This window comes from Streptomyces indicus (assembly GCF_900100315.1).
In the GTDB taxonomy this organism is placed as follows: Bacteria; Actinomycetota; Actinomycetes; order Streptomycetales; family Streptomycetaceae; genus Streptomyces; species Streptomyces indicus.
Genome location: NZ_FNFF01000017.1, coordinates 50,586 through 63,404, shown reverse-complemented (window position 1 = coordinate 63,404; position 12,819 = coordinate 50,586). Strand labels below are relative to the sequence as shown.

Sequence of the window (12,819 nt, the reverse complement as noted above, 5' to 3'; positions counted from 1 at the left end):
ACCGACAAGAGCGCGGCGGTGAAGGCCCGGTCTCGAATAGGCATCCACCAGGGACGCATATCCTTGGGTGCGTCGGACAGCGTGGTCCGCAATGAGTCTTCCCCTCACTGCAAGGAGCCGCACCTGTGAGCAGTGCCGACCACCAGACCGCCGGCGCGCGTCCTGCCGACCAGACCGGCGCCGAACTGCGCGCCGACATCCGCCGCCTCGGAGACCTCCTCGGCGAGACCCTGGTACGCCAGGAGGGCACCGAGCTGCTCGACCTCGTCGAGCGCGTGCGGGCGCTGACCCGCAGCGACGGCGAAGCCGCAGCGCAGCTGCTCGGCGAGACCGAACTCGAGACCGCGGCCAAGCTGGTGCGCGCCTTCTCCACGTACTTCCACCTCGCGAACGTCACCGAGCAGGTGCACCGCGGCCGCGAACTGCGTGCCCGGCGCGACGCCGAGGGCTCCACGCTCGCCCGCACCGCCGACCTGCTCAAGGACGCCGACGCCGAGCACCTGCGCCAGACCGTCGAGCACCTCAATGTGCGGCCCGTGTTCACGGCCCACCCCACCGAGGCGGCCCGCCGCTCCGTCCTGACCAAGCTGCGCCGTATCGCCGAACTCCTCGAGACCTCCGTGTCCGCGGCCGACCGCCGCCGCCTCGATCTGCGGCTCGCCGAGAACATCGACCTGGTCTGGCAGACCGACGAACTCCGCGTGGTGCGCCCCGAGCCCGCGGACGAGGCGCGCAACGCGATCTACTACCTGGACGAGCTGCACGCCGGCGCCGTCGGCGACGTCCTGGAGGACCTCACCGCCGAGCTGGAGCGCATCGGCGTCGACCTGCCTGCGGGTACCCGTCCGCTCACGTTCGGAACCTGGATCGGCGGCGACCGCGACGGCAACCCGAATGTCACCCCGCAGGTCACCTGGGACGTGCTGATCCTCCAGCACGAGCACGGCATCACCGACGCCCTCGAACTCGTCGACCACCTGCGCAGCCTGCTCTCCAACTCCATCCGCTACACCGGCGCCACCGAGGAGCTGCTCACCTCGCTCCAGGCCGACCTGGAGCGGCTGCCGGAGATCAGCCCGCGCTACAAGCGGCTCAACGCCGAGGAGCCGTACCGCCTCAAGGCCACCTGCGTACGGCAGAAGCTGGTCAACACCCGCGAGCGCCTGGCCAAGGGCACCCCGCACGAGCCGGGCCGCGACTACCTCGGCACCGCCGAGCTGGTGCACGACCTCACCCTGATCCAGACCTCGCTGCGCGAGCACCGCGGCGGCCTGTTCGCCGACGGCCGCATGGACCGCACGATCCGCACGCTCGCCGCCTTCGGCCTCCAGCTCGCGACCATGGACGTACGCGAGCACGCGGACGCCCACCACCACGCGCTCGGCCAGCTCTTCGACCGGCTCGGCGAGGAGTCCTGGCGGTACGCGGACATGCCGCGCGAGTACCGCCAGAAGCTGCTCGCCAAGGAGCTCCGCTCCCGGCGCCCGCTCGCCCCGACCCCGGCCCCGCTGGACGCGGCCGGCGAGAAGACCCTGGGCGTCTTCCACACGGTCAAGAAGGCCCTGGAGGTCTTCGGCCCCGAGGTCGTCGAGTCGTACATCATCTCGATGTGCCAGGGCGCCGACGACGTCTTCGCCGCCGCCGTGCTCGCCCGCGAGGCCGGTCTCATCGACCTGCACGCCGGCTGGGCGAAGATCGGCATCGTGCCGCTCCTGGAGACCACCGACGAGCTGCGCGCCGCCGACGTCATCCTCGACGAGATGCTCGCCGACCCCTCGTACCGCCGCCTCGTCTCGCTCCGCGGCGACGTGCAGGAGGTCATGCTCGGCTACTCGGACTCCTCCAAGTTCGGCGGCATCACCACCTCGCAGTGGGAGATCCACCGCGCCCAGCGCCGCCTGCGCGACGTCGCCCACCGCTACGGCGTCCGGCTCCGTCTCTTCCACGGCCGCGGCGGCACCGTCGGCCGCGGCGGCGGCCCCTCGCACGACGCGATCCTCGCCCAGCCCTGGGGCACCCTGGAGGGCGAGATCAAGGTGACCGAGCAGGGCGAGGTCATCTCCGACAAGTACCTCGTGCCGTCGCTGGCCCGCGAGAACCTCGAACTGACCGTCGCCGCCACGCTGCAGGCCTCCGCCCTGCACACCGCGCCCCGCCAGTCCGACGAGGCCCTCGCCCGCTGGGACGCCGCGATGGACACCGTCTCCGAGGCCGCGCACGCCGCGTACCGCAAGCTGGTCGAGGACCCGGACCTGCCCACGTACTTCCTCGCCTCCACCCCCGTCGACCAGCTCGCCGACCTGCACCTGGGCTCGCGGCCCGCCCGCCGCCCCGGCTCGGGCGTCTCCCTCGACGGCCTGCGGGCCATCCCGTGGGTGTTCGGCTGGACCCAGTCCCGGCAGATCGTGCCCGGCTGGTTCGGCGTCGGCTCCGGCCTCAAGGCGCTGCGCGAGGCCGGCCTCGACACCGTCCTCGACGAGATGTACGAGCGCTGGCACTTCTTCCGCAACTTCATCTCCAACGTCGAGATGACGCTCGCGAAGACCGACCTGCGCATCGCACGCCACTACGTCGACACCCTCGTGCCCGACGAGCTCAAGCACATCTTCGACGACATCGAGGCCGAGCACGCGCTCACCGTGGCCGAGGTCCTGCGCATCACCGGCGAGGACGAACTCCTCGACGCGCAGCCCGTGTTGAAGCAGACGTTCGCCATCCGCGACGCCTACCTCGACCCGATCTCCTACCTCCAGGTCACCCTGCTCAAGCGGCAGCGGGACGCGAAGGCTGCGGGCGAGGAACCGGACGCGCTGCTCTCGCGCGCCCTGCTCCTGACGGTCAACGGTGTGGCGGCGGGCCTGCGCAACACCGGCTGATTTCCTCCGCTAGTTCTGCTGCTTACGCTACGAATGCCCCGCACCGCTTCTTCCGGCGCGGGGCATTCGTGCAGCTGAGGCCGTATGTCCGGGTTGGGCGGCCGGAGTTGACCAGGCGTGGTGCCATGGCCAAGGATCGCCGCCATGCCTGCCGCAGCCTCCGCCCGTGCCCAGGCCTTCATGGGCGCCGCCCGCACCACCGCCATGGCCGCCCTCGCCGTGCTGCTCGTCGTCGTGGGCGTCTGGACCTCCTGGGCCGACGCCCAGCACGTGCTGTTCACCAAGGGCCGCGAACGCGGCACGCTCACCGTCACCCGCTGCGAGGACAACCGCTGCGAAGGCCGCTTCGAACCCCTCTCGCCCGGTGCGCGGGCCCGCGCGAAGGTCACCATCGAGGAGTCCATCGGTACGGAGAAGGGCGCGAAGCTCCCCGTGGTGGTGAAGCCGGGCTCCAGCCAGGTCGTCCGCGGCGCGGGCGCCGGCTTCTTCCACGCCTGGCTGCCGCTCGGCGGCGCGCTGCTCATGGCCGCCGTGGTCGTCGGCGGCGGACTCCGCCTCACGCGCGTGGCCTGGGGCGTCGCCTGCGCGGGCACGCTGCTGCTGTTCGCCGCGTTCGTCCTCGGCTGACGCCGCTGCGAGGCCGACTACCGACGTCTCCAGGAGGCCGGCTACGAGTTGTACGTGGACTGAGCCCGCTCCAGGCCCTCCGTGACCAGCGCCTCCACCGAGTCGGCCGCCCGGTCAACGAAGTAGTCCAGCTCCTTGCGCTCGGCGGGGGAGAAGTCCTTCAGGACGAAGTCGGCCACCTGCATCCGGCCCGGCGGACGCCCGATCCCGAACCGCACGCGGTGGTAGTCCGGACCCATCGCCTTCGTCATCGACTTCAGACCGTTGTGCCCGTTGTCGCCGCCGCCCAGCTTCAGGCGCAGCGTCCCGTAGTCGATGTCCAGCTCGTCGTGGATCGCCACGATGTTCGCCGTCGGCAGCTTGTAGAAGTCGCGCAGGGCGGTGACCGGGCCGCCGGAGAGATTCATGTACGACATCGGCTTGGCGAGGACCACACGTCGCGAGCCCGGGCCCATCGGCCCGATCCGCCCCTCAAGCACCTGCGCCTGCGCCTTGCCGTGCCGCTTGAACGTCCCGCCGATCCGGTCCGCGAGCAGATCGACCACCATGAAGCCCACGTTGTGACGGTTGGCCGCGTAGCCGGGACCAGGATTGCCCAGGCCCACGATGAGCCAGGGGGCGGTGGCGTCGGTCGTCATCGGGTCACGGTCTCCTCGTACAAGAAAGCGGTCGGCATACGGACACGAATCCGGTCGGCGTACGGACACGAATGCGGTCGGCATACGGAACACGAAAGCGGTCGGCATACGAAAACGGGGTGGCGGACCCGGAAGGCCCACCACCCCGTCAGTCAAGCAGAGTCAGCGCAAGGCTCAGGCCTCGGCGGCCTCGTCGCCCTCGCCCTCGGCACCCTCGGCGGCCGGCTCCTCGGCCTGCGCGGCCAGGACCTGGAGCACGACGGCGTCCTCGTCGATCGCCAGGGTCACGCCGGAGGGGAGCTTGATGTCCTTGGCGAGGATGGAGGCACCGGCCTCAAGACCCTCGACCGACACCGAGACGGACTCGGGGATGTGGGTGGCCTCGGCCTCGACCGGAAGCGCGTTGAGCACGTGCTCCAGCAGGTTGCCGCCGGCGGCCAGCTCGCCCTCGGTGTGGACCGGGATCTCGACGTTGACCTTCTCGCCGCGCTTCACCAGGAGCAGGTCGACGTGCTCCAGGAAGCCCTTCAGCGGGTCACGGGAGACCGACTTCGGGATGGCCAGCTCGGTCTTGCCCTCGATGTCCAGGGCGAGCAGCACGTTGGGGGTACGGACGGCGAGCAGCAGCTCGTGGCCCGGCAGGGTCAGGTGGACCGGGTCCGAGCCGTGACCGTAAAGGACACCGGGAACCTTGTTGTCACGGCGGATACGGCGGGCGGCACCCTTGCCGAACTCCTTGCGGATCTCGGCGGAAAGCTTGACCTCGGACATGCGCACTCCTCGTAGCGAAAGTCTTTGGGAAGACGGACAAACAAAAAAGTTGTGGCGGTCACCCGGCCACAACGACTTGGCCTGCAACAGGCCTGCTACGAAGAGCGCGTCGATAACGGACCGCCGCATCCGATCAAACGGAAACGGCCTCCCTCGCCGAGCAACTTCGACAGTCTACCCGGCGGGGAGGCCGCGCCCCAAAACGATCAAGCCCTAAGGGGCTGTGACCATGCTTACGGCTGTGCTTACTGCTGCTCTTCGAAGAGGCTGGTCACCGAGCCGTCCTCGAAGATCTCCTTGACCGCGTCCGCGATGGTCGGGGCGATCGACAGGACGGTGATCTTGTCGAGCTCCAGCTCGCTCGGCGTCGGCAGCGTGTTCGTGAACACGAACTCGCTCACCTTCGAGTTCTTCAGACGGTCCGCCGCCGGGCCCGAGAGCACACCGTGCGTGGCCGTCACGATGACGTCCTCGGCACCGTGCGCGAACAGAGCGTCCGCGGCGGCGCAGATCGTGCCACCCGTGTCGATCATGTCGTCGACCAGGACACAGACACGGCCCTTCACGTCACCGACGACCTCGTGCACGGTCACCTGGTTCGCGACGTCCTTGTCCCGGCGCTTGTGCACGATCGCCAGCGGGGCGCCGAGCCGGTCGCACCAGCGGTCGGCCACGCGCACACGGCCGGCGTCGGGGGAGACCACGGTCAGCTTCGAACGGTCCACCTTGTGACCCACGTAGTCCGCGAGCAGCGGCAGCGCGAACAGGTGGTCCACCGGGCCGTCGAAGAAGCCCACGATCTGGTCGGTGTGCAGGTCGACCGTGACGATGCGGTCCGCGCCCGCCGTCTTCATCAGATCGGCGACCAGCTTGGCCGAAATCGGCTCACGGCCCTTGTGCTTCTTGTCCTGACGGGCGTAACCGTAGAACGGCACGATCACCGTGATGGAGCGGGCCGACGCACGCTTCAGTGCGTCGATCATGATCAGCTGCTCCATGATCCACTTGTTGATCGGAGCCGTGTGGCTCTGGATCAGGAAGCAGTCCGCACCACGCGCCGACTCCTCGTAACGGACATAGATCTCACCGTTCGCGAAGTCGAAGGCCTTGGTCGGGACCAGTCCGGCCCCCAGGTGGTGCGCGACCTCCTCCGCCAGCTCGGGGTGGGCGCGGCCGGAAAAGAGCATCAGCTTCTTCTCGCCGGTCGTCTTGAACCCGCTCACAGCACAGTCTCCTCAGAGGTGATCGATCGCCGCCCGGAACCCGCGTACACCACGTACGCCGTCATGCTCGAGCAAGCCGACAAAATGTGTGCGCCTATCACGGTACGCCGCCTTCGGCCCACCTGTTTTCCGTCAGCTCTCGCCTTCGGACTTCCCGGACGCCGCCTCCGCAGCCTTCGCGGCGGCGCTGCCCGGACGCTTACGGGCCACCCAGCCCTCGATATTCCGCTGCTGGCCACGGGCGACGGCCAGCGAACCGGCCGGCACATCCTTCGTGATCACTGAGCCCGCGGCGGTGTACGCACCGTCCCCGACCGTGACGGGAGCCACAAACATGTTGTCCGAACCCGTCTTGCAGTGCGAACCGATCGTGGTGTGGTGCTTCGCCTCACCGTCGTAGTTCACGAAGACGCTCGCGGCACCGATGTTCGTGTATTCGCCGATCGTCGCATCGCCCACGTACGACAGGTGCGGCACCTTCGTGCCCTCGCCGATCGTCGCGTTCTTCGTCTCGACGTACGTGCCCAGCTTGGCCTTCACACCCAGCTTCGTACCCGGCCGCAGATACGCGTACGGGCCCACGCTCGCACCCGCACCGATCTCCGAGCTGTACGCCACCGCGTTGTCCACCCGGGCGTCCGCGCCCACCTTCGTGTCCGTCAGCCGGCAGTTGGGGCCGACCTCGGCGCCCGCCGCGAGATGCGTCGCACCGTGCAGCTGCGTACCGGGGTGGATCAGCGCGTCCGGCTCGAACGTCACCGTCGCGTCGATGAACGTCGACGCCGGATCGACGATCGTGACGCCCGCGAGCATCGCCTCGGTCAGCAGCCGGTCGTTCAGGATCCGGCGCGCCTCCGACAGCTGCACACGGTTGTTGATCCCGGCGATCTCCCGGTGGTCGGCGGCCACACTCGCCCCCACCCGGTGCCCGGCCTCCCGCAGGATCCCGAGCACATCCGTCAGGTACTCCTCGCCCTGGCTGTTGTCCGTCCGCACCTTGCCCAGCGCATCCGCGAGCAGCCGGCCGTCGAACGCGAACACACCCGAGTTGATCTCCCGGATCGCCCGCTGCGACTCCGTCGCGTCCTTGTGCTCGACGATCGCCGTCACCGCACCGGACACCCCGTCCCGCACGATCCGCCCGTACCCGGTGGCGTCCGGCATCTCGGCCGTCAGCACCGTCACCGCATTTCCGTCGGCGACGTGCGTCCCGGCCAGCTCCTTCAGCGTCGCCCCGGTCAGCAGCGGGGTGTCACCGCAGACCACGATCACCGTGCCGTCCACCGCACCGCCCAGCGGCTCCAGACCCATCCGCACCGCGTGCCCGGTGCCGTTCTGCTCCTCCTGCACCGCGGTGCGCGCGGCCGGATCGATCTCGGCGAGGTGCGCGGCGACCTGCTCACGCCCGTGCCCGACGACCACGACCAGCTCCTGCGGACCGAGCTCACGGGCTGCGGTGACCACATGCCCGACGAGGGTCCGGCCACAGATCTCGTGCAGCACCTTGGGGGTGCGCGACTTCATGCGGGTGCCCTCACCCGCTGCGAGGACGACGACGGCTGCCGGGCTTGTGGCGCTCACGGAAATGCCCTTCGGCTTCGGATGTTGTGCGGGGGGACATCCGCAGGATACCGGGGCGTACTCGGGCGGAAACGCCGACGGCCCCGACCTGATGGTCGGGGCCGTCGGGTGCCGCTCCCGGGGAAGGAATCGAACCCTCATTCAATGGACCAAAACCATTTGTCCTGCCATTAGACGACCCGGGATGGTTTGCACGCTATGTCCGGTTTCGCTGATCGGTATCGCGTGCCGACAACACTATGCCGTACCAAGAGCCTTCGATGCGACGGTACAAGTCCGCCCCCTTCAGGACTTTGATCACCAGGCATCCGCGATAGGAGTCGCCGGTGTTCTTGCGGACCGTCCTGGGGTTGTGTCGCTTGAGGATTGTCTTGGTGAATGCGGAGCGGTCGGCGTCCACCAGGTCGGCCCAGTACTGCTCGGCGCCTGCGACGTCGGCGTTCTCGTGGATCATCACAGTGAAGCGGAGGCGCTCTCGGTCGACACCGAGGAGTTCGAGCCAGGCCATGTAGACCGCGATCATGTTCGGGTCGCTGTTGACGAAGGCCACGACTTCGCGCCGGTCGTACGGCTTGTCCTTGGTGCCCTCGGCCCAGTACAAGCCGACGCCCACCAGGAAGAGTTCGCGAGCGGAGAGCTGACCGACCGCCTTCCTGGCGTCCTCCTTCACCTTCCGACGCTGCTGGTCCCGCACTGCCGACTCGTGCTCCCAGCGCTTGCGCCCCGCAAGCCGCGCCTGCTCGGAAGGCCGGCGTCGTTCGGGTTTCGGTAAATCTCGAACCCAGAGCGAAATGGAGCCCTTCGACACCCCCAGCTCCACCTGGATCTGGTCGTACGTCATGCCCTGGAGCCGCAACTCCCGAGCCTTCGCCCGCAGGTCGTCCTTCGCGTTCGGGCGCTTGGTCCATTCCGGCGCGGGCTCGCCTTCCAGGAGGCGGTTGAGCAGGTCGTTGTTGTCGACGTGGAGGCGGTCGCGGATCTGGCGGCGGCTGAGTCCGGCCCTTCGGAGTGCCAGGGCCTGTTCTCGTAGACCTTCGAAGTCCGCGTACTTGCGCGTGATCTCTGCCATACGGAGAGCGTCGTCCGGAATGCGGACGGGATGGGTCGAAAGTCTGAGCGGTTCAGTAGTTCGAAGGAATCCGGGCGAATGGGCTGCGTTCTGGGAAACGCGTACCTAGTGCGGTGGAGACGCGCGGTCCCTGTGGCGCACCCGAAACTCACCGGAAAGTGAGCGCCTCGCGCCCGTAGGCTGGACAGCATGACCACGACGGGGGAAGTACGCCACGAGGCGGCCGGGGGGCCGTGGTGGTGGGAGAGACGGCGCGGGGCCGTGCTCGACATCGGGCTTGCGGTGGTGTCGGCGGTCGAGTGTGCGGCGGAGGGGGTCGCCTACGCGCAGCGGGGCGGGTTGCCGGTGTGGCTCGGGGTGCTGATCGGTCTGGTGGTCGGCTCGACGCTGGTGTTGCGGCGGCGGTGGCCGATCGCGGTGGTCCTGGTGTCGATCGCGGTGTCGCCGGCGAGCATGGGCTTCCTGCTGACGGTGATCGGTCTGTATTCGCTGGCGGCCTCCGAGGTGCCGCGCCGGATCACGGGCTGTCTGGCGGGGATGTCGCTGCTCGGCACGCTGATCGTGGTCTGGGTGCGGATGGTGCAGGACCAGGACCGGCTGGAGTTCGGCGGCTGGTTCGTGCCGTTCATGGCGGTCACGATGTCGCTGGGTCTGACGGGCCCGTCGGTGCTGCTCGGTCTGTACGTGGGGGCGCGGCGGCGGCTGATGGAGTCGCTGCGGGAGCGTGCGGACAGTCTCGAGCGTGAGCTTCAGCTGCTGGCCGAGCGGGCCGAGGAGCGGGCCGAGTGGGCGCGGGGCGAGGAGCGGACCCGTATCGCGCGGGAGATGCACGACGTGGTCGCGCACCGGGTGAGTCTGATGGTGGTGCATGCGGCGGCGTTGCAGGCGGTGGCGCGAAAGGATCCGGAGAAGGCGGTGAAGAACGCCGCTCTGGTCGGGGACATGGGGCGGCAGGCGCTGACGGAGCTGCGGGAGATGCTCGGGGTGCTGCGGTCGCACGAGCCGGCGAAGCAGCCGTCGGGCGAGCTGCCGGCCGAGTCCTCGGGTGAGCCGCTGGCGGCGGTGGGTGCGGCCGCTGCGGCGGCGGCTTCGCGGGCCGAGGTGGAGCAGGGGCCGTGTCTGGCCGAGGTGGACGCGCTGGTGGAGCAGTCGCGGGCGGCCGGGATGGCGGTGGATCTGTCGGTGGACGGGGAGTCCGTGCCGTACGGGCCTGAGGTCGAGCAGACGGCGTACCGCGTGATCCAGGAGGGCCTGACGAACGTCCACAAGCACGCGCCGGGTGCGAAGACCCGGGTGCGGCTCGCGCACCGTCCGGGCGAGGTGGCGATGCAGGTGGAGAACGGTCCTTCGCCGGAGGGCGCGGACGACGAGGCGCGGCTGCCGAGCGGGGGGAACGGTCTGGTGGGGATGCGGGAGCGGGTGACGGCCCTCGGGGGAGTGTTCGTGGCGGGTCCGACGGACAGTGGGGGGTTCCGGGTGTCGGCGGTGATTCCGGGTGGGACGTCGGCTGCCTGACCTGCCTGAGCGGGGCTCGGGGCGGCGGTGGGTCGGTCCTGATGTCAGTGGCCGTCGATAGGGTCGAGGGGCTGGTGCGGCCCCCGGGCGGGAGGGGACTGTCCGGGTGCTGTGGCTCAGGGGGATGTGAGCCGTGCCGGTATCGCCCCCGACACCAGCGTCGTCAGGGCCGTGTCCACGTCGTGGCCGAGGTACCAGTCGCCGGAGTGGTCGAGGCTGTAGACGCGGCCCTGGGCGTCGATGGCGAGCAGGCCCTGGCCCGCGGTGTCCGAGCCGAGCGGGCTGACCTCGGTGTCGAGTGCGCGGCCGAGGTCGCCGAGGGTGCGGGCCATGTGCAGGCCGTGCAGCGGGTCGAAGTGGACGGTGGCGGGCGCGACTTGGCGTCCGGGCCCTGTGGGGTCGAGGTGGAGTCCGCCGAATTCGGCCCAGGCCTCCACGGCCGCCGGGAAGACGGAGTGCCGGTGTCCGGCGGGTGACACGTGCGAGCGCAGTGCGTCGGCCCAGTACTCGGCGCGCTTGATGTCCCAGCGTCCCGGCTGCCAGCCGGCTTCGCGCAGGGCGGCGTCCACCGTGATGGGGAAGCGGGTGGTGGAGGTGCGGTCGGTGGGCATCAGCGGGCGTTCCCCGGGTGGGTGTCGGGCAGTTCGGGTTCGACGACGCGGACGCCGAAGTGGGCGATGAGGGCGGCGCAGGAGCGGCAGGGCGGGGCGAAGCTGCCGTGCAGCGGGTCGCCGTCCTCGCGGATGCGGCGGGTGGTGAGCTTCGCGTGCTTGAGCGCCTTGCGGGCCTCGCCCGCGGTGAGCGGCTTGCGCTGGGCGCGTTTGGAGCGCGTGGCCTCGTAGGAGGTCAAGTGCCGGGAGATGAGGGTGACTTCGGGGCAGCGTCCGGTGAAGCGCTCGCGCTGGCCGCTGGTGAGGGTGTCGAGGAAGTCCTGGACGAGGGGGTGCAGGGCGGGCGGCTGGTCGCCGCGTCCCGCGGTCCCGGTGAGGGTCTCGCCGCGTACGGACAGGGCGGCGGCGACGGTGGGCAGGATGCCGTCGCGGCGCTGGTGCAGGGCGGGCGGCGCGGGCTCCTCGTCGGTGGACCAGCTCAGGCGCGGGTCGCCCGGTGCGGGTCTCGATGATGGTGTTTGCGTGGTGTGCATTGGTGATGCATCCCTCCCCGTGCGCGCGGCTCGTGACCGCTCCCCCGTGCTGTGCGCACTCCCCCGAGTGCAGGTGAACAGCCTGCCAAATGGGGCGGCTGATGGGGAAGGCGGGATCAAATGTCCCTTCCGTGACAGGGGCGCTGCCGTTCCCGCGACCGGGGCAAATGCCTTTTCCGTGACGGCGGGGGAGGACCCCGGCCACGCTGACTGTCACGGCTGGGTGACAGCTGGTCATGCAGTCGGAGGCCCGGTGACCGGTGTTGCGTCAGCGCATAGGCTGGGGCGCGACAAGCCATACGCAGAGGCCCTTCGCAGGGGCCGTACGAACAGTGCCGCAGGGGGCAACCGCCATGACGACAGGTCGGCTCGGGGAGGGCGCGCCGCCCAGTGCATCGGGCCGGGCGCAGGCCGCGCCGCCGAACGCGGCCTATGCCGGTCAGACCGTGCACTTCCCGGACCCGGTGCGGGCGAGCCGGCATCCGAGGGGGGTGCGGATCGACGACCGCGGCTACCCGGACTTCTCCGCGTATGCGCGTGCGGCCACGGAGATCGCGGAGCCGCCGGAGGGCTTCGGCGTCGACGAGCTGCGGCTGACGGACTACGTGTCGGCGAACGCGGCGATGGCCGCGCAGGGCCATGACCTGTGGGACACGATCCCGGCGGTGGCGACCCCGCACGGCTGGACCTGGCACCACGTGCCGGGCACGCGCCGCCTGGAGCTGGTCCCGGCCGAGGTGAAGGCGCTGCTCCGCCACCACGGCGGTCTTGCCACGGCGGACGTGGACCAGGACAAGCGCGGCACGCGTCCGTTGCAGGAGACCCGGCCCACGCACTTCGGTCTGCCGAAGGCGTCGGTGGCGGTGACCGAGCAGCAACTGCTGGGTGTGGAGGAGGACTTGGGGTACCGCCTGCCGGGTGCGTACCGCTCCTTCCTGAAGGCGGCCGGCGGCTGTGCGCCCGTGGGCGCGGCCCTGGACGCCGAGTTGGGGCTCCTGATCGACCAGCCGTTCTTCACGGTCCGCGACGAGGCCGCGGTCAACGACCTTGTGTACATCAACAAGTGTCTGCGCGACCACCTCACCAAGGACTACCTCGGGGTGGCGTTCGTGCAGGGCGGCATCCTCGCGGTGAAGGTGAAGGGCGAGCGGACCGGTTCGGTGTGGTTCTGCGCCTACGACGACGCGCGGGACAACGGCGACACGGCCGGCTGGTCGGTGGCCGAGCGGGTGCAGCGGCTGCTGCTGCCGTGCGGTGAGGATTTCGACGCGTTTCTGGCCCGGCTGGCGGGTAATCCGCCCGAGTTGGAGACCGTGGCCAACCTGATGGTGGACGGCGGCTTCGCGCGCGCCGTCCCGGTGGGGGAGTGACCTTC

General features: G+C 69.9%; 11 protein-coding genes and 1 tRNA gene. 4 read left to right on the top strand and 8 right to left on the bottom strand.

The genetic code is table 11. The features are described from left to right. Nucleotides 1-125: 125 nt before the first annotated feature. Together ppc and BLT97_RS30490 are read left to right on the top strand one after the other, a co-directional pair. The gene (gene ppc, locus BLT97_RS30495; RefSeq protein WP_093615981.1) at nucleotides 126-2,876 is read left to right on the top strand and encodes a phosphoenolpyruvate carboxylase; all 2,751 of its coding nucleotides are present in this window, start codon (nucleotides 126-128) and stop codon (nucleotides 2,874-2,876) included. 144 nt (nucleotides 2,877-3,020) lie between these two features. Next, a complete protein-coding gene (locus tag BLT97_RS30490) occupies nucleotides 3,021-3,503 on the top strand; it encodes a hypothetical protein (protein ID WP_245769632.1) in 483 nt (160 codons plus the stop codon). 41 nt (nucleotides 3,504-3,544) lie between these two features. Here BLT97_RS30490 and pth read toward each other — a convergent pair whose 3' ends face one another. From pth to BLT97_RS30460, 6 genes are all read right to left on the bottom strand, one after another. Then, the gene (gene pth / locus BLT97_RS30485) at nucleotides 3,545-4,141 is read right to left on the bottom strand and encodes an aminoacyl-tRNA hydrolase (protein WP_093615979.1); all 597 of its coding nucleotides are present in this window, start codon (nucleotides 4,139-4,141) and stop codon (nucleotides 3,545-3,547) included. Nucleotides 4,142-4,315: 174 nt separating this feature from the next. Next, complete coding sequence (locus BLT97_RS30480) at nucleotides 4,316-4,912, bottom strand: 50S ribosomal protein L25/general stress protein Ctc (RefSeq protein ID WP_093615977.1); 597 nt, start codon at nucleotides 4,910-4,912, stop codon at nucleotides 4,316-4,318. A gap of 245 nt (nucleotides 4,913-5,157) precedes the next feature. Then, nucleotides 5,158-6,135 (bottom strand): ribose-phosphate diphosphokinase, encoded by a 978-nt coding sequence (locus tag BLT97_RS30475; RefSeq protein ID WP_093615975.1) that lies wholly within the window; start codon nucleotides 6,133-6,135, stop codon nucleotides 5,158-5,160. Nucleotides 6,136-6,267: 132 nt separating this feature from the next. Further along, nucleotides 6,268-7,716: a bifunctional UDP-N-acetylglucosamine diphosphorylase/glucosamine-1-phosphate N-acetyltransferase GlmU gene (glmU, locus tag BLT97_RS30470; protein ID WP_093615973.1), complete on the bottom strand. Its 1,449-nt coding sequence runs from the start codon at nucleotides 7,714-7,716 to the stop codon at nucleotides 6,268-6,270. 114 nt (nucleotides 7,717-7,830) lie between these two features. After that, nucleotides 7,831-7,901: transfer RNA gene (locus BLT97_RS30465), tRNA-Gln, on the bottom strand. A gap of 11 nt (nucleotides 7,902-7,912) precedes the next feature. After that, the gene (locus tag BLT97_RS30460) at nucleotides 7,913-8,785 is read right to left on the bottom strand and encodes a hypothetical protein (RefSeq protein ID WP_093615971.1); all 873 of its coding nucleotides are present in this window, start codon (nucleotides 8,783-8,785) and stop codon (nucleotides 7,913-7,915) included. 189 nt (nucleotides 8,786-8,974) lie between these two features. Between BLT97_RS30460 and BLT97_RS30455 the strand changes: the two genes are divergently transcribed. Beyond that, on the top strand, nucleotides 8,975-10,300 hold the full coding sequence (locus tag BLT97_RS30455) for a sensor histidine kinase (RefSeq protein ID WP_093615969.1): 1,326 nt from the start codon (nucleotides 8,975-8,977) through the stop codon (nucleotides 10,298-10,300). A gap of 116 nt (nucleotides 10,301-10,416) precedes the next feature. On the opposite strand, the gene BLT97_RS30450 is transcribed toward BLT97_RS30455, so the two are convergent. Both BLT97_RS30450 and BLT97_RS30445 read right to left on the bottom strand, forming a co-directional pair. Then, nucleotides 10,417-10,911 carry an SUKH-3 domain-containing protein gene (locus tag BLT97_RS30450; RefSeq protein WP_093615967.1) on the bottom strand — a complete coding sequence of 165 codons (495 nt, stop codon included), beginning with the start codon at nucleotides 10,909-10,911 and terminating at the stop codon, nucleotides 10,417-10,419. Continuing rightward, a complete protein-coding gene (locus BLT97_RS30445; protein WP_093615965.1) occupies nucleotides 10,911-11,444 on the bottom strand; it encodes a YwqJ-related putative deaminase in 534 nt (177 codons plus the stop codon). The genes BLT97_RS30450 and BLT97_RS30445 overlap by 1 nt, the downstream gene beginning before the upstream one ends. A 353-nt stretch (nucleotides 11,445-11,797) precedes the next feature. Here BLT97_RS30445 and BLT97_RS30440 point away from each other — a divergent pair, with 353 nt between their 5' ends. Beyond that, the gene (locus BLT97_RS30440; protein ID WP_093615963.1) at nucleotides 11,798-12,814 is read left to right on the top strand and encodes an HNH endonuclease; all 1,017 of its coding nucleotides are present in this window, start codon (nucleotides 11,798-11,800) and stop codon (nucleotides 12,812-12,814) included. The last annotated feature ends 5 nt before the right edge of the window (nucleotides 12,815-12,819 follow it).